Annotated in this window: 25 protein-coding genes and 1 pseudogene; 17 read left to right on the top strand and 9 right to left on the bottom strand. The window is 40.0% G+C overall.

The features are described 5' to 3' along the window. Window positions 1-52 precede the first annotated feature (52 nt). The gene (locus AC0L6R_RS20490) at window positions 53-1,390 is read left to right on the top strand and encodes a hypothetical protein (RefSeq protein WP_283411453.1); all 1,338 of its coding nucleotides are present in this window, start codon (window positions 53-55) and stop codon (window positions 1,388-1,390) included. 179 nt (window positions 1,391-1,569) lie between these two features. Then, window positions 1,570-3,075, top strand: coding sequence for an OmpP1/FadL family transporter (locus AC0L6R_RS20485; RefSeq protein WP_283411454.1), 1,506 nt, complete (start codon window positions 1,570-1,572; stop codon window positions 3,073-3,075). Here the strand turns inward: AC0L6R_RS20485 and AC0L6R_RS20480 are convergent. From AC0L6R_RS20480 to AC0L6R_RS20470, 3 genes are read right to left on the bottom strand one after another with little or no spacing between them, the layout of a single operon-like run. Continuing rightward, window positions 3,065-3,595, bottom strand: coding sequence for a shikimate kinase (locus AC0L6R_RS20480; protein ID WP_473272896.1), 531 nt, complete (start codon window positions 3,593-3,595; stop codon window positions 3,065-3,067). The two genes, AC0L6R_RS20485 and AC0L6R_RS20480, sit on opposite strands and share 11 nt — an antisense overlap. Window positions 3,596-3,597: 2 nt before the next feature. Next, the gene (locus tag AC0L6R_RS20475) at window positions 3,598-4,698 is read right to left on the bottom strand and encodes a BT_3928 family protein (RefSeq protein ID WP_473272894.1); all 1,101 of its coding nucleotides are present in this window, start codon (window positions 4,696-4,698) and stop codon (window positions 3,598-3,600) included. Continuing rightward, window positions 4,691-5,236 carry a DUF1599 domain-containing protein gene (locus AC0L6R_RS20470; RefSeq protein WP_473272893.1) on the bottom strand — a complete coding sequence of 182 codons (546 nt, stop codon included), beginning with the start codon at window positions 5,234-5,236 and terminating at the stop codon, window positions 4,691-4,693. The genes AC0L6R_RS20475 and AC0L6R_RS20470 overlap by 8 nt, the downstream gene beginning before the upstream one ends. Before the next feature lie 14 nt (window positions 5,237-5,250). On the opposite strand from AC0L6R_RS20470, the gene AC0L6R_RS20465 reads away from it, so the two are divergent. The 3 genes from AC0L6R_RS20465 to cdaA are packed head-to-tail and all read left to right on the top strand — an operon-like array spanning window position 5,251 to window position 7,014. Further along, complete coding sequence (locus AC0L6R_RS20465) at window positions 5,251-5,538, top strand: dihydropteroate synthase (RefSeq protein ID WP_473272892.1); 288 nt, start codon at window positions 5,251-5,253, stop codon at window positions 5,536-5,538. Then, complete coding sequence (folP, locus tag AC0L6R_RS20460) at window positions 5,504-6,136, top strand: dihydropteroate synthase (RefSeq protein WP_473272891.1); 633 nt, start codon at window positions 5,504-5,506, stop codon at window positions 6,134-6,136. The genes AC0L6R_RS20465 and folP overlap by 35 nt, the downstream gene beginning before the upstream one ends. Next, window positions 6,133-7,014 (top strand): diadenylate cyclase CdaA, encoded by an 882-nt coding sequence (gene cdaA / locus AC0L6R_RS20455; protein WP_283411459.1) that lies wholly within the window; start codon window positions 6,133-6,135, stop codon window positions 7,012-7,014. Before folP ends, cdaA begins: the two co-directional genes overlap by 4 nt. A 14-nt stretch (window positions 7,015-7,028) precedes the next feature. On the opposite strand, the gene AC0L6R_RS20450 is transcribed toward cdaA, so the two are convergent. After that, entirely contained in the window at window positions 7,029-7,634 is a 606-nt protein-coding gene (locus tag AC0L6R_RS20450) for a magnetosome magnetite crystal formation protein family (RefSeq protein WP_473272890.1), read from the bottom strand. A gap of 325 nt (window positions 7,635-7,959) precedes the next feature. On the opposite strand from AC0L6R_RS20450, the gene AC0L6R_RS20445 reads away from it, so the two are divergent. After that, window positions 7,960-8,682 (top strand): DUF5715 family protein, encoded by a 723-nt coding sequence (locus tag AC0L6R_RS20445; RefSeq protein WP_283411461.1) that lies wholly within the window; start codon window positions 7,960-7,962, stop codon window positions 8,680-8,682. Window positions 8,683-8,829: 147 nt separating this feature from the next. Here the strand turns inward: AC0L6R_RS20445 and kbl are convergent, their stop codons facing one another. After that, window positions 8,830-10,026: a glycine C-acetyltransferase gene (gene kbl, locus AC0L6R_RS20440; protein ID WP_283411462.1), complete on the bottom strand. Its 1,197-nt coding sequence runs from the start codon at window positions 10,024-10,026 to the stop codon at window positions 8,830-8,832. 154 nt (window positions 10,027-10,180) lie between these two features. Here kbl and AC0L6R_RS20435 point away from each other — a divergent pair, with 154 nt between their 5' ends. The 7 genes and pseudogenes from AC0L6R_RS20435 to AC0L6R_RS20405 all read left to right on the top strand — a co-directional run bounded on the left by AC0L6R_RS20435 (window position 10,181) and on the right by AC0L6R_RS20405 (window position 17,890). Next, window positions 10,181-11,128: an NAD-dependent epimerase/dehydratase family protein gene (locus tag AC0L6R_RS20435; RefSeq protein ID WP_473272889.1), complete on the top strand. Its 948-nt coding sequence runs from the start codon at window positions 10,181-10,183 to the stop codon at window positions 11,126-11,128. A gap of 258 nt (window positions 11,129-11,386) precedes the next feature. Beyond that, window positions 11,387-12,022, top strand: coding sequence for a c-type cytochrome domain-containing protein (locus AC0L6R_RS20430; RefSeq protein ID WP_473272888.1), 636 nt, complete (start codon window positions 11,387-11,389; stop codon window positions 12,020-12,022). 16 nt (window positions 12,023-12,038) lie between these two features. Beyond that, window positions 12,039-13,604 (top strand): DUF1553 domain-containing protein, encoded by a 1,566-nt coding sequence (locus AC0L6R_RS20425; protein WP_473272887.1) that lies wholly within the window; start codon window positions 12,039-12,041, stop codon window positions 13,602-13,604. A gap of 166 nt (window positions 13,605-13,770) precedes the next feature. Continuing rightward, the gene (locus AC0L6R_RS20420; RefSeq protein WP_473272886.1) at window positions 13,771-14,127 is read left to right on the top strand and encodes a DUF1553 domain-containing protein; all 357 of its coding nucleotides are present in this window, start codon (window positions 13,771-13,773) and stop codon (window positions 14,125-14,127) included. A gap of 1 nt (window position 14,128) precedes the next feature. Further along, window positions 14,129-15,636 (top strand): annotated as a pseudogene (locus tag AC0L6R_RS20415) (DUF1501 domain-containing protein). 6 nt (window positions 15,637-15,642) lie between these two features. Continuing rightward, window positions 15,643-16,515, top strand: coding sequence for a sugar phosphate isomerase/epimerase family protein (locus tag AC0L6R_RS20410; protein WP_473272885.1), 873 nt, complete (start codon window positions 15,643-15,645; stop codon window positions 16,513-16,515). After that, complete coding sequence (locus AC0L6R_RS20405) at window positions 16,508-17,890, top strand: c-type cytochrome domain-containing protein (RefSeq protein ID WP_473272884.1); 1,383 nt, start codon at window positions 16,508-16,510, stop codon at window positions 17,888-17,890. The genes AC0L6R_RS20410 and AC0L6R_RS20405 overlap by 8 nt, the downstream gene beginning before the upstream one ends. A 176-nt stretch (window positions 17,891-18,066) precedes the next feature. Here AC0L6R_RS20405 and AC0L6R_RS20400 read toward each other — a convergent pair whose 3' ends face one another. Then, window positions 18,067-18,420 carry a Spx/MgsR family RNA polymerase-binding regulatory protein gene (locus AC0L6R_RS20400; protein WP_283411468.1) on the bottom strand — a complete coding sequence of 118 codons (354 nt, stop codon included), beginning with the start codon at window positions 18,418-18,420 and terminating at the stop codon, window positions 18,067-18,069. 179 nt (window positions 18,421-18,599) lie between these two features. Between AC0L6R_RS20400 and AC0L6R_RS20395 the strand changes: the two genes are divergently transcribed. Both AC0L6R_RS20395 and AC0L6R_RS20390 read left to right on the top strand, forming a co-directional pair. Continuing rightward, entirely contained in the window at window positions 18,600-18,857 is a 258-nt protein-coding gene (locus AC0L6R_RS20395) for a type II toxin-antitoxin system HicA family toxin (RefSeq protein ID WP_473272883.1), read from the top strand. Then, window positions 18,854-19,063 (top strand): type II toxin-antitoxin system HicB family antitoxin, encoded by a 210-nt coding sequence (locus AC0L6R_RS20390; RefSeq protein WP_339863907.1) that lies wholly within the window; start codon window positions 18,854-18,856, stop codon window positions 19,061-19,063. The genes AC0L6R_RS20395 and AC0L6R_RS20390 overlap by 4 nt, the downstream gene beginning before the upstream one ends. A gap of 31 nt (window positions 19,064-19,094) precedes the next feature. On the opposite strand, the gene hemL is transcribed toward AC0L6R_RS20390, so the two are convergent. From hemL to guaA, 3 genes are all read right to left on the bottom strand, one after another. After that, a complete protein-coding gene (hemL, locus tag AC0L6R_RS20385) occupies window positions 19,095-20,390 on the bottom strand; it encodes a glutamate-1-semialdehyde 2,1-aminomutase (protein WP_473272882.1) in 1,296 nt (431 codons plus the stop codon). 3 nt (window positions 20,391-20,393) lie between these two features. Further along, a complete protein-coding gene (locus AC0L6R_RS20380; protein ID WP_473272881.1) occupies window positions 20,394-22,043 on the bottom strand; it encodes an ABC transporter substrate-binding protein in 1,650 nt (549 codons plus the stop codon). Window positions 22,044-22,202: 159 nt separating this feature from the next. After that, complete coding sequence (gene guaA / locus AC0L6R_RS20375; protein WP_473272880.1) at window positions 22,203-23,732, bottom strand: glutamine-hydrolyzing GMP synthase; 1,530 nt, start codon at window positions 23,730-23,732, stop codon at window positions 22,203-22,205. Window positions 23,733-24,033: 301 nt separating this feature from the next. Here guaA and AC0L6R_RS20370 point away from each other — a divergent pair, with 301 nt between their 5' ends. Beyond that, window positions 24,034-24,345: a hypothetical protein gene (locus tag AC0L6R_RS20370; RefSeq protein WP_473272879.1), complete on the top strand. Its 312-nt coding sequence runs from the start codon at window positions 24,034-24,036 to the stop codon at window positions 24,343-24,345. Window positions 24,346-24,375: 30 nt separating this feature from the next. Continuing rightward, entirely contained in the window at window positions 24,376-24,642 is a 267-nt protein-coding gene (locus tag AC0L6R_RS20365) for a hypothetical protein (RefSeq protein WP_473272878.1), read from the top strand. Window positions 24,643-24,659 lie beyond the last annotated feature (17 nt).

Here is a 24,659-nt window from a genome sequence, read left to right as displayed (position 1 = left end):
ATAACCCTTCACCCAGGTGCCCGTATAAGAAAGTAACAATTAAACTTCTACTATGAAGAATTCCGTAATACTTACAACATCATTAATCTTAGGATCGCTTTCACTCGTCTCCTGTAGCACTAATAAACTAGCTACAAGTGATGGTGGTGATAATTTGTATTTCATGGCCTCTGATGCTAAAATAGCAACTGAGTATGCGGTGCAAAACAATAATCGCGAGCAATTCCAGACACTCTCATCTACGGAAGCAGTTCCTCAGGAAAGCTTTAGTTCGAGAAATGTTAATCCTGATTACATTGCCAGGTATCAATCCGAAGATCTATCTTCAGATGATGATATAGTCTATTTTGACGAAGGAAGTGAAGAAACAGGAGAAGCAGATATTAATGCTTACGATAATTACCGAGTAAATAATACTGGCTCAAATTTCAATTCCAATACAGCTTTTAATATGGGGTTGAACATGGGAATGGGTATGATGTATGGAATGAATCCATGGAGCATGGGCGGTTTCTATAATCCATATATGGGCTTTGGTTTCAGACCTGGTTTTAGCATGAATATTGGTTTCGGATTTGGATTTGGTAACCCTTACATGAGACCAGGATTTGGTTATGGTGGGTTTTATGATCCATGGAGTCCATGGGGAATGCCAATGTACGGAATGGGTGGTTTTGGATATCCTATCTATGGAATTCCAATGTATCCAGGAAACCCAATCTATGTGCTTCCTGGCGGAGAATACGGAGATAGACGTGTAGTAAGAGGATCTCGAGGCACCCGTGGTTCATCTCTAGCTGCATCTTCCAGAATTGCTGGAGTTTCCAACGCTGCTTTACAACCAAGCACAGCAAGAGCACAAGCTAGAAGAGATGTTTTAAATAATAATGCTTCTTCAAGAAGAGTAATTTCTAATTCAGATAATTCAAGAGTTTCTGCACGGGATTTCAGTTCCTCACAAAACGATTACTATAATTCATCGGCACGTGAAGGAAGCACTAGAAATGTTAATTCTGCCGCAATGAATAGACCCGTCTCTAGAACGAGAAGTGCTATGCCATCAGCAAGACCAAGTATTGGAACGAGCAATTCACGTTCGATCAACACGGGCAGAAGTGGATCATCTGTAAGAACTACATATCCAAATTCTTCTACAAGATCTACTAGTCCTTCTTATAATAGAAGTAATGTTCCGTCAAGAACCTCGTCTCCATCTTATAATAGAGGTACTACAAATACTAGAACCGTTACGCCTACTAGAACTGTAACACCATCAAGAAGCAGTATGCCTACTATGAGTTCACCAACTAGAAGTTCTGGCTCAACTGGAGGTGCTACTACTAGAAGTACTAGCGGCGGAAGTTCAAGCCGAGGTGGTAGAGGAAATTAAAAAACTATAAGTATTTACCAATCATAGGGCAGTGTAATCACTGCCTTATTTTTTTCCAACCAATTATTGGCTTACTCAAAAATCTTTGTGTTAATGAGTAATTTTGAAGAAAGAATAAAGATATAGTAACATTTTCATCTACTTATTACGTTTATTTCTTACACCCAAATCAAATCTAAATGAGAATATCCATTCTGGTTTTATCCTTTTGCCTTATTTCGTCCTCTTTAGCTGTAGCTCAAAGTGGATACTATGAAGATGCTTACAGATTTAGTCTAGTTAAACCCGCTGGTACAGCCAGAATAATGGGAGTTGGCGGAACTCAATGGTCACTTGGTGGTGATGTTTCCAACATTGCAGGTAATCCTGCAGGCCTCGGCTTCTTCAGATCTTCTGAAGGTAGTCTCTCCGTAGGCTACGCAGATTGGGGAGTAGAGACAACTCACTTAGGACAAAACAGAAATTATAATACGACAAATTTTTCCTTGCCGAATTTAAGTTTTGTTATAGCAAAACCTAAAAGTGAATTTGACAGAGGAGCATTCAAAGGTGGGTCATTTGGAATAAGCATTCAAAGAATAGCCAATTTTAATACCGAGTATGGCTTTTTTTCTGACCAGCCAGGCGAAACCTCCATTATTGATTTCTATCTTCAGGATGCTAATGGATTTCCTGAAAATCAAGTTGCCAATTTTGGTGTGACAGGTATGGCTTATAACACCTATCAAATTAATCCAAGACTAGATAGTAATGGAAATGCCATCGTAGGAGAATATGAGCCAATTAATGGTTTCATTGCTCCCTTTCAAGATGAAAACATCACTCAAGAAGGGAGTTCCAGTCAGATCACCTTCGCTTATGGAGGCAATTTCAACTATAAATTATTCATTGGCGGGTCTGTAGGGATAAGAACATTAAATTTTAACTCCAGAAAGATCTATAATGAGGAATTTCCAGAAGGCCCTCTGCTTAACACCAACCTTCAAGAAAATCTTTACATCAATGGTGGAGGCGTAAATATTAATTTAGGTGTCATTTATAAGCCAATCGATTATCTAAACCTAGGTTTTACTTTACAGACCCCTACCTGGTACGCCTTAAATGATGAATACAGCGCAAGTATGGTCGCTAATTATGATAATTACAATTATGAGCCAGAAGACATTGTTCTTGGACGTGTAGAGGATTTTACCGATATAATTGTCAGTTCCTATAACTTGAATACTCCATTTAAAATAGGTGGTGGAGCTACAGTTTTCTTGGGGAAAAATGGATTTATTTCAGCTGATGTTGATTGGGTTGATTACAGTGCAGCCAGACTCAATTCAAGAGATTTTGACGAGGGGCCTGATAATTTAGAAATCCAAAACCTCTACACCAGCACAATCAACTTCAGATTTGGAGCAGAGTTCAAAGCAAGTAATTTCAGATTTAGAGGAGGGTATGGATATTATGGTGATCCTATTCTAGGATCAGATTACGATAGAAGTACCCAACAGATTAGTGGAGGAATAGGAATGAAAATTAATAGATTGAATCTTGATTTTGCTTTAGTGAATCAAAAATTCAACACTCTTTATTCGAGCTATCAGGTCTTAGATAATCAAGGGAATAATATCGGGCCAATTACAGAAATCAAAAATAATCTCATTAATGGAGTTCTAACGCTTGGCCTCAGCTTTTAAGCAATCGAATCAATTCTGAAACCAAAAGCTCAGCGGAGAAATCTTCTCCGCTGAGCTTTATTTTTGATTGGCGATAGAAATAATCTCTTTCCACTTGCAAACTTTTCAGCTTCAACGTGATTTCACTTTGATCCATACCAGAGAACATTGGCCTATTTTGAGCTTTGGCTAAGCCTAATCTTTTAGATATTTCTTCTAAGGGTACATCAAGGTATACAGATACTGATTTCTCATTAATCAGATCCATGTTATCATTAAAACAAGGACATCCACCACCGGAAGCTAGAACATAGGATTCCTCTCTATTTAAAAAATTTCCTAAAACTTCAGTTTCTTGTCTTCTAAACTCTCCTTCTCCATACCTAGAGAAGATGTCAGAAATACTCATTTGTGACCTTGCTTCTATCAATGTATCCAAATCATAATAAGGGAATTTCAATACAGAAGCAAGTTGCTTTCCAAATGTACTTTTGCCCGATCCAGGAAGTCCAACTAAAACTATTTTAAGATCTTTGCCCATTTTCACTTCATAAATAGATCTAGCACCTCACTGGCATCTGGAGTATTATTATGATGAAATTTTGCCAACACTTCACCATCTTTTAAAACCATAACCCCTGGATTGGATCTAATCATGGTTTTCACTACAGTAGCATCAGCTTGTAATGAAAGTACATCCCAAGCTCTAGAGGAAGTGAAATTCTGAATTTCATCCTGAGAGGCTGCTGCTACAAAAACGAGCTGAACGGGTGATCCTGCGAGGGATTTCACTAATTGATCAATCTCTGGTAAATTCGCATCACTCATTTTGGCCATGCTGCTTACTAGGATCAAAACTTTGTTTCCAGTGAAAACTTCTTCAGAAAAATCACCTTCATCGTTCCAAACTGCAAAGTCTGAAATCTTTGGTAAAGCATCTGGGTTTTTCAAATTCATCTCTACAAATTCCAGGCTTTCATCTGAAGGATATTGGTCGAATGTAACGAGCTCACCATCTTTTTTCATAACATATGAATATTCTAGCGTGGCTGAAGGCTGCATATTTTGAGGGATATTTACTCCCACTTTATAAGCTCTAAAATCTATAAAAGGCAAATTTCTAACAGCTGTAATTGCAAGTACAAAGCATAAAATTAAGGCAGACATGGTCACAACTTTTGCCCACTTTGGAGAACTTTTTGGTAAATCATCCTTGAACAAAAATAAAATCCCGATCAGTACAACTAGTATTAAGTCCTTATAAAAAGATTCCCAGGGAGTGAGTTTAATAGCATCACCAAAGCACCCACAGTCTGTCACTTTATTAAAATAGGCGGAGAAAAAGGTGAGAAAAGTGAAAAACAAAATCATCAGTGACAGCGCCCAGACGGTGAATTTTGTTCGAACTCCAAGGATCAGCATGATTCCTAACACCACTTCTAACACCACTAAAAAAATCCCCAACTCCAAAGCAATAGGTTTTAGGTATTCAAAAAAAACAGCTATATCATTGGAGAAAACATCAAAATACTCTTCGAGTTTAATAGAAGTTCCAACCGGATCATTGACTTTTATCAGCCCCGAAAAAATAAAAAGGCCTCCTACAATAAATCGAATAACCCATAAAAACCCTTGCTTAACCATGGTAATTTAATTTAATCAAACAAAACACTGCATAATTGATCATATCCTGATAGTTAGCTTCAATACCTTCAGACACCAAAGTTTGACCTTGATTATCCTCTATCTGTTTGGTTCGAAGTAATTTCATTAATATAATATCTGTAATTGAGCTAATCCGCATATCACGCCAAGCCTCCCCGTAATCATGGTTCTTATTCTCCAAAAGACCGCGTGTTTGACTTACCCAGTGATCATAAGCAGGTTCTAATTCCTCGAAAGGAATCTCCATTCGCTCGTCTTTTAGATAACTTATCTGAAGCAAAGCAATCAGACAATAATTTATAATTCCAACAAAATCATCTTCAATCGGATCATTCACCTTTTGATTTCCTTTTTCTTGAATCGAGCGAATTCTTTGTGCTTTTATAAAAATCTGATCTGTAATAGAAGGTAAGCGAAAAATCCTCCAAGCTGTACCATAATCTATAGTCTTCTTACGAAATAGTTCTTTACAACGGCTGATAACTTCCGTATATTCGTTACTCGTTTGCGTCTCCAAAGTCTTTTAATTTAATGTTTCCTCTACCGGGCAAGTCTTCTAAAATCGAAGATAAATCATTTCCCCAAAAAAACACCCTTCAAATAGATGGACGGCTAATCAGTTGGGATAGGCCACAGCTGATGGGCATAGTCAATCTAACCCCAGATTCGTTTTTCGAAGGAAGCAGAGCAGAAAAATCTCTGGAGAAGGTAGCCAAATTAGTTAAATCTCATATCTCATATGGTGCTAGTATTCTGGACCTAGGGGGTTATAGCTCGAGACCAGGTGCTTGCAGAAGTAAGTCTCCAAGAAGAACTTGACAGAGTGATTCCAGCTGTGAAATGGATTTCATTCAATTATCCTGATATTTTAATATCAGTTGATACCTTTCGGGCAAAAGTGGCGGAGGAGTCAAAATACTCAGGAGCTCATATCATAAACGATATTTCTGCGGGAGAACTAGATAAAGATATGATCCAGACCGTTGCGAAGCTTCAAGTACCATACATCGCCATGCATATGCGAGGAAATCCTCAAAACATGCAGAAAAAAACGAATTATTCAGATATTTTAGGAGAAATATTGTATTATTTCGCTGAAAAACTGGAACAATTCAAAAAGTTTGGCATCAAAGATGTAATAATTGATCCTGGATTTGGATTTGCTAAAACCCTAGAACAAAATTATTATCTGCTCCAAAATCTTCACCAGTTTCAATCGCTTTCATCACCTTTAATGGTAGGTGTTTCGAGAAAATCGATGATATCAAAAGCATTAAATGTAGAAGCTAGTGAAGCATTAAATGGCACCACTGCTTTAAATATGTTTGCTTTATGTCATGGTGCAAACATACTAAGAGTACATGACGTTAAAGAAGCTAACGAAACAGTAAAATTATTCAACACTTTATACCCTTGACCTTACTTTTCAAAATAGGATTTTTAGATATCTCCATCGTTAATATCATTGATATTGCATTGGTGGCCGCCTTATTGTATCAAGTTTATAAACTTCTTAAGGGAAGCGTTGCAATCAAAATATTTCTTGGCTTCCTCTCCATTTATCTGATTTATTTATTGGTGAGAGCACTGAGGATGGAGCTTCTTTCTGCCATCTTGGGTCAGTTCATGGGAGTTGGTGTAATCGCTGCTATTATTATTTTTGCACCAGAAATCAGAAAATTCCTGCTATTAATAGGTAGATCCTCACTCCTTTCCGACGATAATGTATGGAAAGACATGCTGTTCTTCTGGCGGAAAAAAGACAATTCACTTTTCAATATCAGTCCAATCATAGATGCTTCCAAAACTCTTGCGGGTAGTAATACTGGTGCATTGATGGTCATCTCCAAAAGTACTGAATTGAAATTCTATGCTGAAAGCGGCGATATTCTGGACGCAGAATTATCCAAAAGACTTCTCATTTCTATTTTCAATAAATATAGCCCTCTTCATGATGGGGCTGTAATCATACACAACGGCAAAATCAAGGCCGCACGGTGTATTTTGCCCGTAACTGAGCGTGAGGTGCCTGCACAGTTTGGACTTCGTCACAGAGCTGCTATTGGAATGTCCGAGACAACTGATGCGATTGTTTTAATTGTCTCAGAAGAAACTGGTCAATTATCCATGTCCAAAAATGGAAAGATTTTGCATAACATGTCTTTCCAGGAAATCAGAGAGACAATCAATGATTATCTCAACAACCTTGATGTAGATTCCCGCTTCGAAGATATCGAGGAATATGAGTTGAAAAAGCGAAGAAAGCTTGCCATGACTAGCAAATCAGCATCATAAGAAAAACTAACTTCTCATTTTAAGAAGTTGATTTTGGGAAGATACTTTACTTTTAAACCCTTGTTGATTCTGTATGTATTCAGAGAGATCATAAAGATTTCAAGTAAGTATATAAAAAAGATGCCGCCAACTCTGACATATAAATAATTATAGACTAGAGCAGGGCTTACATCACCATTTCCAGAAAAGTTAAAAAACCCCATTAACCAACCACAAAAGGTACTCCATAAGTAATAGACTAAAGCCCAAGTAAGCTGGAAATTCACTAAGCTTCGTCCTAATTCACTCACACCAGCAATTTTATCCTTCCGACTCATCCAGAGTATTAGTGGCAAAACAACACCAAGAAGTGGTAGGACTATGAAAATCAAACCTGACAAATTCATTCCTAGCAGATATCCCTTATCCTCTGTCTGAGTCCAATCCATTACCTCATCAGGACTCAATCCAAAAATTTGAAATAATCGTTTCACAGTGTCCAACCTAGGTACTGCCTCAGCATTCTCCATTCTTTGAACTGTTCGCAAACTAACTCCGGCAGATTCTGCCAGTTCCTCTTGTGAATATCCATTCTTTAAACGAAGAGTTTTCAATTTTACGCCAAGAGCTTTACTATCCATTTTCTTGTTCATTTAGTAGAATTCAAATGTAGTTTTGTGGCTTCACAATACTAGCGACTAGGATACGTCATTCTTACGTCATTTGTGTCATACCGATTAGAAGCTTCTTAAGCTACCGTTCATAAATCCAAAAGTCCTCAAAAAAATTAATTCTGGGATTTATTTCATAAAAAAGTCAAGTTATCGTTTCTAAGTAATGAGAGTCAAAATCACCTTTCTCAAAACTAAATCAAAATAAGTTTTCACCTTGAAATAACTATGGATTAATCTTTGCTTCAGACTAAATTCATAAGCAAGACCCGAATTATCAAGTACCCGTTTACAAATGAAAAAAATTCCATTCTTACAAATTGCATCCTTATTTATACTTTTTTCAGCAGGCGCTTGGGCAACGCAAGCCTATATGCCAGAATTAAAACAGCAACTTAAAGAAACCTATTCAACCTTAACAAGCACTTCTAAACCAAAAAAATCAGCTGAAAATCCCGAACCAATAGAAGTGGAACTGCCTCTACCAAGGATTATTCCTCCCATACCAGAAGGCATTATCACCAAAGAATATGACAAACATCTCTTCGCTGGAGAAAACAATGGCTTTGGTGTAATAGAAAATGAAAGTCACTTCAATAAACTCATCGAAGAGGGCCAACTCATACTAATAAATGAAGGGAATGGATACGAAGTAATGAAACTTACCCATAGCCATCCTTACATCACCCCCTATTCAAAGGTAGTGCTGGAAGAACTCGGGATAGCTTTTCAAACATTGACAGATAAGGAAAGTACCTTCACACTCACATCAGTAACGCGTACTCCAGAACAGCAAAAAAGCCTCAGAAGAAGAAATTCAAATGCAACTTCTGGAGAGAGCTCTCATTCTTATGGAGTCTCTTTTGACATCTCCTATATACGATTTAACGGAAAGAAAAATTGGAATAGAAGCAAACAGAAAAAGCTTGAGAAGATCCTTAATGAGTTTCAGGACGAAGGCAAAATTCTTTTTATAAAAGAAAGAAAACAGAGCTGCTACCACGTGACCGTGAGATAACTGATTCTGGACTAAAGAAGGAAGGGCAAAACCCAATTTTACTTTTTATTAGAAAAATTCATCAAAAAAGCCGGGAATCTCTATAGAATCCCGGCTTTGATATTTCTGAGGTATACTTACCTCCTACCTGCATTATCAGGCAAAAACTTACTCTATTACACCTAATTCTTTTCCAACTTCCGTAAATGCTGCAATCGCCTGATCCAAATGCGCTTTGTCATGTCCTGCAGATATTTGGACACGGATTCTAGCCTGTCCTTTAGGAACTACCGGGTAGTAAAAACCAATGACATAAATCCCTTTTTCCAAGACTTTTTCGGCCATTTTTTGCGAAAGAACAGCATCGTAAAGCATAATCGGCACGATAGCATGCTCACCTGGTTTGATATCAAATCCAGCAGCAGTCATTTTCTCACGGAAGTACTTCGTATTTTCTTCCAATTTATCCCTCAATTCAGTGGTCTCAGAAAGTAGGTCAAAAACTGCTATTGAAGCACCTGTGATAGATGGCGCCAAGGTATTAGAAAACAAATATGGTCTGGAGCGCTGACGTAGGAGTTCCACTATTTCCTTCCTTCCTGAAGTAAATCCTCCTGAAGCTCCACCCAATGCTTTTCCTAACGTACCTGTGATGATATCAATTTTGCCCATCACTCCGCAATGCTCATGCACACCACGGCCAGTTTTGCCCATGAAACCGGTAGAATGACACTCATCCGTCATCACTAGCGCTTCATACTTTTCAGCCAACTCCACGATCTTGTCCAACTGGGCAATCGTGCCATCCATAGAGAAAACTCCATCAGTAACTATGATCTTCTGCTTAGCTCCCTTTGCAACAGCATCCTTCAGCTGAGCTTCCAGATCCGCCATATCGTTATGCTGGTATCGAAATCGCATGGCCTTGCAAAGACGAACCCCATCAATGATAGATGCGTGATTCAATGCATCAGAAATTATCGCATCTTCAGGGCCCAATATCGGCTCGAATACGCCCCCATTTGCATCAAAAGCAGCGGCATAAAGAATCGTATCCTCGGTGCCCAAGAATTCTGAAATCTTCCTTTCCAGCTCCTTGTGAATATCCTGCGTACCGCAAATGAATCGCACAGATGACATTCCAAAACCGTGTGAATCAATCGCAGCCTTTGCTGCTTCGATCACTTTGGGATGAGAAGAAAGTCCCAGATAATTGTTAGCACAGAAGTTCAAAACTTTCTGACCTCCGGCGATAGTGATTTCTGCAGATTGTGGAGAGGTGATTACACGCTCTTTTTTGAAAAGACCTGCTTCCTCTATTCCCTTAAGTTCCTCTTGCAATTTGGGTCTGAACTGATCGTACATGATAGCTAGTTGATTTTATGTTATTCAAAAACGTCTTATTCCTTTGATCAAAAATCCTGCTCAGGAAGCAGTTTTTTCTTAGTTTTGCAGTCGCAAACCCAAATATAAACAAAAACCTAGAGCTCCTCTTAGGTTGATTTTCAAAGAAAGATTAATGGAAAAAATCCTTGTAATAGGCGCTGCAGGACAGTTGGGTTCAGAACTTACTCGTTCTCTGGCAGATCAGTTTGGTGCAGAACAAGTAATTGCTACAGACCTCAATGAATCCGCAAAAGTTAAATTTGACTTTTGCCGCTTTCAGGTTCTCGATGTGATGGACAAGGATGGCTTGAGAAACCTGGTCAAAGATGAAAAAATCACCCAGATTTATCATTTAGCAGCCGTCCTTTCTGCCGTTGGTGAGAAAAAACCTCTTTTTGCCTGGGAACTGAACATGGAAAGTTTGCTACATGTTCTTGAACTTGCCAAAGAATTCAAGCTTAATAAAGTTTATTGGCCATCGTCTATTGCAGTCTTTGGACCGAATACTCCAAAAATCAACACGCCTCAATACTGCGTAAAAGAGCCAAACACTGTGTATGGTATTTCTAAGCAAGCTGGGGAAAGATGGTGCGAATACTACTTTCAGAAGTTTAATGTGGACGTTCGCAGTCTTCGCTATCCAGGTTTGATCGGCTACAAGTCACTTCCTGGTGGTGGCACAACCGATTATGCCGTGGATATTTACCACAAAGCTTTGGCAGGTGAGAAATTCGATTGCTTCCTGCGTGAAGATAGTTCTCTTCCCATGATGTACATGCCCGATGCGATTAAAGCCACCTTGGACTTGATGAATGCTCCCCGGGAATCTGTAAAGATCCGATCTAGCTATAACTTGGCTGCTATGAACTTTACCCCAAAAGAAAGTTATGAGAGTATTTTGAAATACATGCCCGATTTCAAAATCGAATATAACCCTGATTTCCGTCAGGCAATTGCTGATAGCTGGCCGGATAGCATTGACGATTCCTGCGCCCGGAAAGATTGGGGCTGGCAACACGACTATGACTTGGACGCTATGACCAAGGATATTTTGGAAAATCTTCCAAACTTCAGATTCTAATATCATCACCCTGCTCCTTAAAAGCAGGGTGTTTTTTTTTAATCGCTTTGTGCGAAGAGTATAGATGATTCAGAGGATAAGCTTCAATGCCGTCTCCCCTTCTACCACGGAAAGATCACAACAAAAACTGAAAAACACTTTTTTAAATTCATTACCACACACCTATTTGGTAAGTATTAGTCCTTGCGCACTAACAATCTGTAGATATCTTTTTAAACAATCAATTATTCCTTACTTTAAGGTTTCATTACTATCTAGATGAATAAGCTCAAAATCACACTATTCCTTACAATTGCTGTGTTGGTAGCAATTACTGGCTTTTTCTTTTTTGGAACGGAAAGAGAAATAGACTACAGCACAGAGATCAAACCCATCCTGAATAAAAATTGCATTACCTGCCATGGAGGCGTAAAGAAAAGTGGTGGTTTCTCAGTACTTTTTGAAGAGGAAGCCTTCGCCATCACGGAATCTGGGCACGCTGCAATTATCCCGGGAGATCCCAATGGGAGTGAATTGATCAAACGACTTACTTCTTCTGATCCTGAATTGAGAATGCCCTATGAGAAAGAACCTCTTTCCAAAGATGAAATAGAACTACTCGAAACCTGGATTAAGCAGGGAGCGAAATGGGGAAAGCACTGGGCATATCAAACAGTGCAAAAACCTAAAGAAATAGACACTAAACTTGCAGCCGGCCTTTACGCCGACGAGAACTCTGAATCTTCCAATTCCATAGATTTTTATATAGCCAAAAAGCTGGAGGAACAGGAACTTGAATTTTCTCCACAGGAAAACCGCTTGAAATTACTCCGAAGAGCTGCATTGGATATTACTGGGCTCCCTCCTACCAAAGAGATCAAGGAAGCCTTTTCTTCTGAAAAAATCACCTATTGAAGAGGCTGTAGATCAAATGTTGGCTAGCACAAGCTATGGGGAAAAATGGGCTACCTGGTGGCTGGATATGGCAAGATACGCAGATACTAAGGGCTATGAGCGCGATGTAAACAGAACGATGTGGCCTTATCGCGATTGGGTAATCAGGGCATTCAATGCTGATATGCCTTACGATGAATTCACCATTAATCAATTAGCAGGAGATTTACTTCCAAATCCAACAGAAGATCAACTGACAGCCACGGCTTTCCACCGAAATACCATGAATAACGATGAGGGTGGCACACAGGATGAGGAATTTAGGGTTGCCGCCGTGCTGGATAGAGTGAGTACCACCTACGAAGTATGGCAAAGCACCACGATGGCATGTGTGCAATGTCACAGCCATACGTACGACCCGATTAGGCATGAAGAATTCTATCAGTCTGCTGCATTTTTCAATAACACCCGTGATGAGGACACGCATGACGAGGAACCAAGACTCAGGTTCTATTCACCTGAGGAAAAAACTAAAATAGAAAGCATTATCCAATGGGTGAAGGAAAACGAAGGCGTAAAAGCTGCAGAAGCCAAGAAGGAGTTCCTCACCTATCTTGAGCCGAAATACCCATCCCATAGTGCAGTTGACTTTGTAAATGCGACTTTACTGGATAGTAAGTGGTTAGGCATTGAGGGAAACGGTTCCGCATATTTAAAAAACATCAATACGCAGGGATCAGACCAACTTCTGATGGAATATTCTGCAGGGCTGGATGGTAGCACGATGAGCATTAGAAAAGATGGACCTGAGGGCGAACTTTTAGCCTCATTTCCTATCAATAAAACCGGGCAAATTATCCGTCCTATTCCATTCAAATCAGTTGAAGGAACTATTGATTTATTTTTAGAAATCAAAAACCCTAATTCAAAACCTGACCAAACTGCGGCTAGATTTATCTGGTTTGCTTTTGTCCCAAAATTGAAAGGTGAAGAAAAACCTGGCTATGCTGCTATGCAGAAAAGTTGGGTAGATATTCTCAATTTCAATGGAACCAAGCTCCCGATTATGATCGAAAACCCAGACTACATGGCCAGGGACACTCGAGTATTTGAAAGGGGAAATTGGATGATTTTAGGTGACAAGGTAAAACCAGAAACACCAAAAGAGTTAAATCCTTGGAAGGAAGAATGGCCTGCAAATCGACTTGGATTTGCCTATTGGCTGATGGATAAAGAAAATCCATTAACCTCTAGAACCTTAGTAAACCGCGTGTGGGATCAAATCATGGGAAGAGGAATCGTCAGCACTTTGGAAGACATGGGAACTCAATCAGACCCACCTTCACATCCGGAGCTGTTGGATTATCTGGCTTGGAAAACCATGAATGATTACCATTGGAGTATTAAAAGTCTTATTCGTGAAATAGTCACCTCCAAAACCTATAAACAATCTTCAGTAGTTTCTCCGGAACTTTTCACCAAAGATCCTCAAAACAAATATTACGCACGAGGACCAAGGTTCCGGTTAAGTGCGGAACAGGTGCGCGATCAGGCACTTGCAGTCTCCGGTCTTTTGAGTGAAAAAATGTACGGACCTGGGTAATGCCTGCCCAACCCGATGGCATCTGGCAAACAGTTTACAATGGCGGGGACCTGGACAGAAAGTAAGGGAGAAGATGCCCACCGACGGGGCATTTATACCTTCTTAAAAAGAACAAGTCCCTATCCGGTCTTTCCTGTCCTTTGATGCAGGAAGCCGTGAAGTATGTTTGAGTAGACGATTAGTAACTAACACTCCATTGCAGGCCTTAGTGACGCTGAATGACCCTGTTTATTTGGAAGCAGCCTACCATCTTTCTGAGGATATGCTAGCACATGGCAATTCAGATCCTGAGAAAGCGATTAGCTATGGTTATGAGAAAATGATTTTGACTCCTATTTCGGAACAGAAACTAACTGCCTTGGAAATATTACATGAAGAAGCAATAGCCCAGTATTCTAAGAATCCATCAGAACTTGATTCCTTCTTTGGCTGGAAAGACCAAAAAGTAAACGCTGAGCAAGCCGCCATGACAGTTGTGGCGAATGCAATGCTGAATTTGGATGAATTTATAACCAAACCTTAAAATGAAAAGCTTAGATAAAATGCTCGTTGAGTTTGCGCAGCAAAAGCTGGCAAAGCAAACAAGAAGACATTTCCTAATGGACTGTGTCTCCAAAGTTGGTGGGCTGGCAATGGCGCCATTAATGTTTGGCTGTGACACAGGTTCTTCTGCTTCTTCTAAGGGGATTAAATCTTAGTGAAAGAGACCTGAATCCCCTTTCTCCACTGCCTCCACCTTTTGGAGCCAAGGCAAAATCCATTATTTATCTTCATATGGCTGGCGCTCCTTCGCAATTGGAGCTATTTGATTACAAACCTGAATTAGTAAAATATCATAACCAGCCTTGCCCTCAGTCACTGCTGGAAGGTAGAAAATTCGCCTTCATCCAAGGCACTCCAAACATCTTAGGACCCCAAGCCAATTTCTCCCAACATGGACAATCTGGCGCCTGGATCTCAGATTACCTGCCTCATTTTTCCAAACTTGCTGATGACGTTTCATTCATAAAAGCAGTACACACCGATCAGTTCAACCATGGCCCTGCTCAGCTTTTCATGCAGACAGGAAGTGCTAGACTTGGAAGACCAAGTTTGGGAAGCTGGGTAACTTATGGATTGGGTACAGAAAACCAGAATCTACCTGGGTTTGTCGTGCTTACTTCAGGGGGAAAAACTCCTGATGCCGGCAAAAGCGTTTGGGGCTCAGGATTTTTACCATCAGTCTATCAGGGTGTGCAGTGTCGATCCAAAGGCGATCCTGTTTTGTATCTGGATGATCCTGAGGGAATGAGTAGAAATCTGAAGAAAAACGTCATTGACGCTATCAATAAGGTAAATCAGGAGGAATTCAATACCTATGGTGACCCTGAGATTCTAGCTAGAATCAATCAGTATGAGATGGCCTACAGAATGCAAATAGAAGTTCCGGAGGTAATGGATATCAACGATGAACCCGAGTCCATACATGAACTTTACGGGACTAAACCAGGTGCTGAATCCTTCGCCAACAACTGCCTATTAGCTAGAAAAATGGTAGAAAAAGGTGTTCGCTTTGTACAGCTTTATGACTGGGGTTGGGATACTCACGGAACAGACCACGATGGTTCTATTGATATGGGGCTTCGCAACAAATGCCGAGAAATAGACAGACCGATTTCAGCTTTACTTCTTGACTTGAAGCAAAGAGGGATGCTCGAAGACACCTTGGTAGTCTGGGGAGGTGAATTTGGAAGAACTCCTATGCAGGAAAATCGTGGTGGAAAAACTTCAGGGATTTTTGGGTAGAGATCATCACGTAGATGCCTTTACCATGTGGATGGCTGGTGGTGGTATCAAACCCGGCGTAACTTATGGTAAGACTGACGACTTTGGATTTTCCGGAGTTGAAGACAAAGTATCTGTTCATGATATTCACGCTACAATCCTTCATTTGATGGGTTTTGATCATGAGAAATTCACTTATGATTTCCAAGGCCGCCCTTTCCGACTAACGGACGTTGAAGGTGAATTAATTAATAAAATATTAGCTTAATCCTGCATGCTCACAAGAATTACCCTCCTTGCTTTACTATTTACCTTATTTCTTTCTCCAGTTTTTTCCCAACAAAAGATCCAATTCTTCCAGACAGATTGGGGGAATCAACTTCCCATTGACGAGTTTCTGCAACGTGTAAAAAATGATGGATATGATGGGATTGAAACATGGTTTCCATACGATGAAGCCAAACAAAAAGAGTTAAAAGCCGGACTGGAAAAATATGACTTGAAAGTGATTTTCCTTCATGGTACAAGCAAGGGACTTCCATTTGCCGAATCGCTAAAAGTCTATGAAGAAAATCTCCAAAAGATAATTGCATGGAACCCAGTAAAAATCAACTCCCATACAGGATCGGATTATTGGACTTTGGAGGAAAACAAAGCCTTTATCGAGGTAACCACCAAAGCAAGCAAAGCCTCTGGTATTAGCATTGTTCATGAAACTCACCGCAGTAGATTTTCTTTCAATGTCCCACTCACCGTGGAAATGCTCAAGCTAGCGCCGGAATTACGACTAAACCTTGACATATCTCATTGGATGGTAGTTCATGAGCGATTAATCGGTTTGAATGATCCATTGCTACAGCAAATCCTTCCGAATGTAGATCATATACATGCTAGAGTCGGTTTTGCCGAAGGCCCGCAAGTGAACAATCCCGCCGCGCCAGAATGGGCGTCTGCTCTTAAAACCCACTTGGATATTTGGGAGCATATCATCCGTAATTCTGGTCAGGAAGTATTTACGATCACGACAGAATTCGGTCCTCCGCCTTACTTACCTACAGTACCCTTTTCCAACGTCCCTATCGCGGATCAATGGGAAGCCAATGTGTTTATCATGAAAGCAATTAAAGAACGCTTCGCAAATGATTGATTTTATCTTGCCATTGTTCGGGCGATTTCACCCGATTTTAGTTCACTTACCAATTGGCTTTTTGGTGTTTGGAGTTATCCTGATTTTTTGGTTTGGAAAGAAGTACTCGATCTATTCCCCAATCATCCAGTTAGCATTTTTACTGGGTGGTATTTCCGCTGGTCTGGCTAGTATCAGCGGTTTTTTGCAATACCAGAATGAAGGGTATGGCTGGGAAACAGTGAAGTTTCACCTCATCTTAGGTATACTTACAACCATATTTTCTTTTGGCTTGTGGTATCATTTGAAAAGAGCTGCTTCAACTCCAGCACAGTTGAAAATCAAAGGAGCAGGTCTAATTATGATAATAACCATTACAGGCCATCTAGGAGGCAACATTACCCATGGGGATGATTATTTCACAGAAGTATTACCTCCCGAGCTCCAAGCTTTACTTGGAGGAGAAGTAAGCATTAATGAACCTCTTGAACTTCCCGCAGATAATTGGGAAGAAGTAGCGTTTTACACGGGAGCTGTTCAGCCGATTTTGGATCAAAATTGTAAAAGTTGCCATAACCCTAAAAAACTAAAGGGAGAATTAGACCTCAGTTCTTTCAAAGGAATTCAAAAAGGTGGAGAAGATGGTTCGGTGCTTACCTCAAAAGATGCTGAGGAGAGTTCCCTTTTCACGCGAATGATTTTACCTGAGGACCATGACGACCACATGCCTCCAAAGGACAAGCGTCAGCCAAGAAAGGAAGAAATCGAATTGATCAAAGCCTGGATTGAATCAGGAGCATCTGAAAGCAGGAAACTTGGTGAATCCAACATTTCGGAAGAATTGATAGAACCGTTTTTCAAGAAAATTGAAAAGCCTTTCTATCCTGAGATGGAAGTTGGAAAAGTTCCTCAGGATTCCATTTCCAAACTAAAAGACCGAGGTTTTTTTGCGGAAGTAATTAAAGAAGGGTCTTCCTTTCTAAATATCAGCTGCATTAATTTTCCTGCTTTTACCAATGCAGACTGGAATTTGTTAATCTCAGCCCTAGAGCAGATTGTATATCTAGACCTTACGGGTACAGCCATAACTGATGCGATTTTTGAGTCAATTTCCACTCTGCCCAATTTGACAGTTTTGAAGCTAAATAAGACTTCTATCGATGGCTCTCAATTAGATAAACTAAGCAGTAACAAAAATCTAAAGCTGCTCTATCTTAATGAAACCAAGGTAGCAATGGACAAGCTTGACAAACTTCAGGGTCATCCAGCGCTTGAAAAAGTGTTTGTCTACAATACACCGGCAGCAGGATCGGGGGAAACTTCGCAATTCAGTTTTCACCTAGAAACAGGCAATCTCAGCTTACCGCCCTTACCGACGGACACCATTGTTTATTGAAAAACGTCTCCCGCTCCGGCGCAATGGCGCAAAGCTTTTATTCTTGACATTCAAGGAATCTTTAGCTCTTTTCACTTGGACTAATTCAATATATGTTAAACGCTAAATAATGAATCCAAAAAAAATGGGGCTGGTTAACTCAATTACTTTGCGCCGTTGCGCCTTCGCGGGAGACTTTATTTCAAATGCCCCTCAATCACCTCTGCATCAAAGCCTAAACTCAAACTTCCGTCTTTGTAAATAATCACTGGACGCTTGATCATACTTGAGTTTTCTTCAAGTATCGGGATCGCAGTTTCCTCGTTTTCAAGGGCTGATTTCTGCTCATCACTCATTTTTCGGTAGGTTGTTCCTTTCTTATTCACTAAAGAAGAAAGATCTGTTTTCTCCAAAAAACCTTCTAAAAGTGCAGCATCTGGCTTCTGCTTTTTATAATCGATAAAGTCATACTGCACTCCTTTTTCCGCCAGGAAATCGAAGGTCTTCTTCATCGTATTGCAATTCTTAATTCCGTAAACTTTGATGGACATATTTTATTTGTTCTTTTATTAAAACGAATTTGATCCAAAATAGTCCGAAAATCAACTTTTAACCTTTAAAAAATAGCCGTCAATCCAATCAAGAAATTTAAAGCTTAGTGATTATATTGGATGGAGATCCTTAATTATGAAATGGGAATTAGAAGGTTATTTCAATACAATCCTACCTAATGAGTAAATTTGAAAAGCTTTTATTAAAGGTTCTCTCTGGTAAATCGGATAAAAATCTATCCATATCGGATTTGAAAACGTTAATTATTCAGCTAGGCTTTAAAGAAAGAGGCGGTGCAGGTAGTCATACGATTTATAAAAAAGAGGATATTCCTGAAATAATAAATATTCACACAACCAAAGATGGCCAAGCAAAACCCTATCAAGTAAAACAAATCAGAGAAATCATCATCCAATTTAAACTTTCAAAACAATGAGCAAATACGGTATCTTCGTTTACTGGAGTGATCAAGACGAGTGCTTTGTATCAGAAGTACCAGAATTACCCTCTATCAAAGCACATGGTGACAATCAAACAGAGGCATTGGAAAATGCTCAGCAAGCAATAGAACTTTGGCTAAAAATTGCCAAAGAGGATGGGATGAAAATACCAGAACCAAAAGGTAAGCTACAATATGCTTAGCTTGCCCTTTGGCTTTGAATAAATACAAAATCTACAACCCCAATATCTCCACCATTGCTTCCTTATGAGCAACCAAGATCTGGTCGATCACATCATCTTTCAAAGCAGTAGATAAGAACAAACTCTCAAATTGGCTCGGCGCCAAATATACTCCACGCTTAAGCATAGCCTGAAAATATTTCCCGAATAAAGCCGTATCAGAAGCCTTTGCTGTTTCAAAGTCAAACACTGGAGAATCTGTGAAAAACAAGCTATACATACTTCCAAAGCTGTTTACCGTGTAATTCAACCCTAAATCCTTATTGATACTTTTAATGCCTGCGGTCAATCTCTCTCCGATGTGAGTTAACTCCGTATAGACAGTTTGATCTGTATTCAGATGATTTAGCATCGTCAAACCTGCTGCCATGGCAATTGGGTTGCCTGAAAGTGTCCCCGCTTGATAAACAGGTCCAGCAGGAGAAACAAATTCCATGATTTCTCTCTTCCCTCCGTAAGCTCCCACTGGCATACCACCACCAATGATTTTACCCAAGGTCGTCATATCTGGAGTTACTCCAAATACTTCCTGTGCCCCACCTTTTGCTAAGCGAAATCCAGTCATCACCTCATCGAAAATCAACACAATTCCTTCTCTAGTACAGATATCTCGAAGACCTTGAAGGTAACCTTCCTTCGGAAGACACAGCCCCATATTTCCTGGAACAGGTTCTAGTATTAAGGCAGCGATTTCCCCTGGGTTAGCTGCTACCAATTCTTCAATTGCTTCTAGATTATTATAAGGAGCGATCAAGGTATCCTTGGCCGTTCCTTTGGTCACTCCTGGAGAATCCGGATCGCCCATAGTCATCGCCCCTGAGCCGGCAGCGATCAAAAATGAATCCCCATGACCATGGTAGTGCCCTTCCATTTTGATAAACTTATCCCGACCTGTAAAACCTCTAGCCACTCGGATCGCAGACATGGTCGCTTCGGTACCTGAGTTCACCATACGAACTTTCTCGATAGATGGAACCATGCTTACGATCAACTCAGCAATCTCCACTTCACGCGCTGTGGGAGCACCGAAAGAGGTGCCATCTTCCATTGCTTTGATTACAGCATCTTTAACTTTTGGATGATTATGCCCGAGAAGCATAGGCCCCCAGCTATTGATCAGTTCTATAAATTTATTTCCATCCTCATCGTACAAGTAAGCTCCATCAGCTTTTTTGATAAAAAGTGGATCTCCACCTACAGCTCTAAAGGCACGAACAGGCGAGTTCACACCACCTGGAATGAAATTTTGGGCTTTTGCAAAAAGCTCTTTACTCTTAGAAATATTCATGGTTTAATCTAAAGGTTTCAATTCGCCTGCTTCTAATTCAAACAGCGGCACATATTCATTGTTGTGACCTCCTTGAAAATTAAATCCCCAAGTTAATCTACCCGCTTCAAATGCTTTTTGATCTAAGTTTCTTCTCAAATCAAAGCCCTTTGTAGCAGACATATTGGAAGACACCCAGTTGATCAGCTCCGCTCCAAGTGTGGAATTAATGCTAGGTAAATTCAGGTACTTATTGTAAAATCTATTTCGGAATTGCTGCATTGGCGCTCCGTAGAAATTCAAGGTATTGTTGCCAATGAAATAGAAATTTGGAAACTCCAGCATCTCATAATTAGCAAAATTGAAGCTTAACCAAGAATCCATTACTACGGTTGGAATGGAGGTAGTGATAGATTCCATCAAGGAAAACACCGGTTGAGCTATGGAAGGGTCATCTGATAATAAAACAACCTGATCTACAGAAACAGCTCCTTCTCCACTTTTCACACCTAGTCCCTGCATAAAGGCACTGACGTTTCGAGCATTTATTTGTTCGAATTCAGTTAACTGAAATCCAGCTTCTCCCAACTGAGTTTGAAGCATCTTCGCCAGCATCTCATCACGGGAACTTCCGCTATATCCTACTGCAACTCTTTTACCCCAATTCTGCTTCCTCAAACCTTCAACAATCCCATTGGCAATAGAACTCACAGAAGGTCTAAACAAATAGCTATAATTTAACTCTTCAAATCTTTCCCCGAGATTAGACAGGGGATGAACAAATGGAATCTTTGCTGTCTCAGCAAAACTACTGACCAAATCAGACTCTTCTGGATAGATTGGCCCAATTATCACATCAGCTGAAGCAATAGCGGGATCAGCAAGCAAGTTTTGCAAATGCGCAGCATCTCTCTTTGAGTCAAAGGTCAACATGTTCACTTGTGTTCCCTTTATCTTCAATTGCTCTACACCAAATTCTAACCCTTGATACAGTTCAAAGACAAAATCATTTTGAGGAATGCTGGACAAATTAGATCGTGAGGAATTAGTGAATGGTAAAATCACTACGATGTCCAACACCTGATCTTTTACTACATTTTTGTTTTCATTCGCCTTGCCTTGCAACTCATAATAAGCTGCACGTTCTGTGGCTGAGAGAATGGTTTGACTTTCCAAGACTCTTTTCAGAGCTTCTCCATAGCCCTTATTTTCTTTGAATTCAGAAAGATTTGCAATCATAAAACTTGCACTAACCTGCTTCAGGTTTTCAAAAGTGGCATTTTCAGCCATTGACATAATCTTATCGTCCTTTATCTTTTTAATCGTCTGCAGAGCTTCTACATTCTGTTGATTTTTGAAATAAGCTATCGCTAAAAGATATTTAGCCTCATCAGCCTTAGCCCAATTTCCATTTATAATTGGTTCCAAAGCTGCTATTGCCTGGGCAGGTTGATTTGCACCTAATGCAGCTTCTCCTAAATGAAAAGCTGCGTAATTAGCTAGGTTTCCATATTCTTTTGAATCTGTAAATTGCTTAAAAAGAGGGATAGCTTCCCAGTAATTTTTGGCTGCAAGTTCGGATTGTGCCTTGCGATAAGCATCCGGTGTAGGGATTTGAGCATATGCTAAGCTCAGGATGAAAAATACCGGAATTACTAAAAGATTTTTTTTCATTTTATTGAGGTGAATCAAACATCAAAACAGGGTTTGCAAATTTAACCCATTATTTTCAAACCCAAAGTTCAGGCCGAAAAGCCATGAAAAGTAAAAACCCGAAGAAATAACTTCGGGTTTTTATTATTTCAAATTTGAAATTTCAAATCTCAAATTTTTCTATTCCCACTCAATGGTTGCAGGGGGCTTAGAAGAAATATCATAAACAACTCTGTTTACACCTTTAACCTTATTGATGATGTCATTAGAAATCTTACCTAAAAACTCGTAAGGCAAGTGAATCCAATCTGCGGTCATGCCATCCACAGAACCAACGGCTCGTAGGGCAACAACTTTCTCATAGGTACGCTCATCTCCCATCACGCCAACAGACTGAATTGGAAGCAGCATCGCTCCTGCTTGCCATACCTGATCATAAAGACCTGAATCTTTTAAGCCTTTGATGAAAATATGATCAACTTCCTGAAGTGTTTTTACTTTCTCAGCAGTCACATCTCCCAAAATACGGATTCCAAGCCCCGGTCCCGGGAATGGATGACGCCCGATGATAGTTTCCACAATGTCCAACGCTCTCCCCACTTCACGAACCTCATCTTTGAATAGGGTATTCAAAGGCTCCACTACAGAAAGCTTCATGAAATCAGGTAAACCACCCACATTGTGGTGAGATTTGATCGTAGCAGAAGGTCCTTTCACAGAAATAGACTCAATAACATCTGGGTAGATCGTGCCTTGTCCAAGCCATTTCACACCTTCAAGCTTATTTGATTCTTCGTCGAAAACCTCGATAAAAGCATTTCCAATAGCTTTTCTCTTTGCTTCTGGATCAGTAACACCAGCAAGTGCATCATAGAACTTTTGCTTGGCATCTACGCCAATCACATTTAGTCCCATGTGCTTATAAGAATCCAATACTTCTTCGAATTCATTTTTGCGAAGCAAACCATTATCCACAAAAACGCAGATCAGCTGATCGCCAATCGCACGGTGAATAAGTGTAGCAGCCACAGAAGAATCAACTCCTCCAGAAAGCCCCATTACTACCTTGTCTGAACCGATCTTAGCTTTTAAATCTGCAATACTCGCATCGATAAACACATCTGAAGTCCAGTCTTGGGAACAGCCACAGATTCCTACCACGAAATTTCTAAGTAGGTTTTTTCCTTCAGTAGAGTGAGTTACCTCTGGGTGGAATTGAATGCCGTAAGTTTCTTCATTTTGAATTTTGAATGCAGCCACACGAACAGAGTCTGTGCTCGCAATTACTTCAAAATTCTCAGGCAAATTCTTGATCGTATCCCCATGTGACATCCAAACTTGCGAACCATGGCTCATTTCCTTGAGCAAATCGTAATGATTGTCAAGGTGACTAAGATTTGCGCGACCGTATTCTCTAATCTCAGATGGAAGCACTTCTCCGCCATATTTCTGTGCTAAAAGTTGAGAACCGTAACATACGCCCAAAAGAGGAAGTTTGCCTCTCAAAATATCCAAGTCCAAATCAGGAGATCCCTCATCTCTTACCGAGCAAGGAGAACCTGAAAGTATCACTCCTTTAATGTCGGAGGTGATTTCTGGAACTTTGTTATAGGGGTGGATTTCGCAATAAACATTCAGCTCTCTAACTCTTCGGGCGATGAGTTGTGTGTACTGAGAACCGAAATCGAGGATCAAGATTTGTTCTGCCATGCGCAAAGGTAAGCAGGTCAATTAAATTGAGGAAGTGATCTTGGAAAATTTACAGAATAATGTTTGGTCTTAACGGATTGTCGGATTGTAGGATTGTCGGATTGGAAAACTGGAAGATTGGAAGATTTGGGTAAGAAGTTGGAAAGTGGTAAGGTTGGAAAGTGATTACTCTTCGTTAAAACACCCAAAAATCACTGACAACTATTTAATTAACAATCTTTTAGTTAAACAACCTAAAGAAAGTTTAGTATTAAAGAAGATTAGTAGTAATTCGATAAATCAACTTCTAAACTTTCTGTATATGAAATCACATCGACTACTTCTGATCCTTTTCTTTTTTGCATTCACACCGATCTTTACAAATGCGCAGGAAAAACCTAAACTACAATACACAGTAGGCTTAGGCTCTTCCATCGATGGCATGAATGATCTTTATGGTCTCAATTTCTCCAATGAACTCAATGTAAGGCTTGGCAAAAGAACCTCATTCAATACAAGCCTCTCATTCTATCAATCACTAGGCAGCTACAATGAAAAAACCTTGCCTACGTATTCTAGCGGAAAAAATGAGGAACAATCCTCTGGAATTTTTATCACTCCATCTTTTAAGTAGGACATTATTCAGCGGCCTTCCGGATTCAATTTGGCATTTTCAGCTGGACCATCACTACAGCTAGGTGGAGAGACATTTATTCGCTCGGATCCTTTTTCTTCGGAAACAACATCCACTGCCTACATTACCAACAAATATCAGCGTGTCGGCTTGTTTATGGAATTAGAAGCTGAGTGGAACTCCAAGAACCCTAATCGAAAAAATGCGGTCAGCCTCTCTGCTTTCGGAGCAAACAATGCCATGCCGTGGTACCTCAATGCTACATATAAAATGAGATTTAAAGTCGGGAAGAAATAACTCTAAACGGCTATCTT

It is taken from the genome of Algoriphagus sp. 10J20-15 (assembly GCF_055809615.1).
The sequence above is the reverse complement of the archived record's forward strand: the minus strand, read 5'-3'. Positions and strand labels throughout refer to the sequence as shown.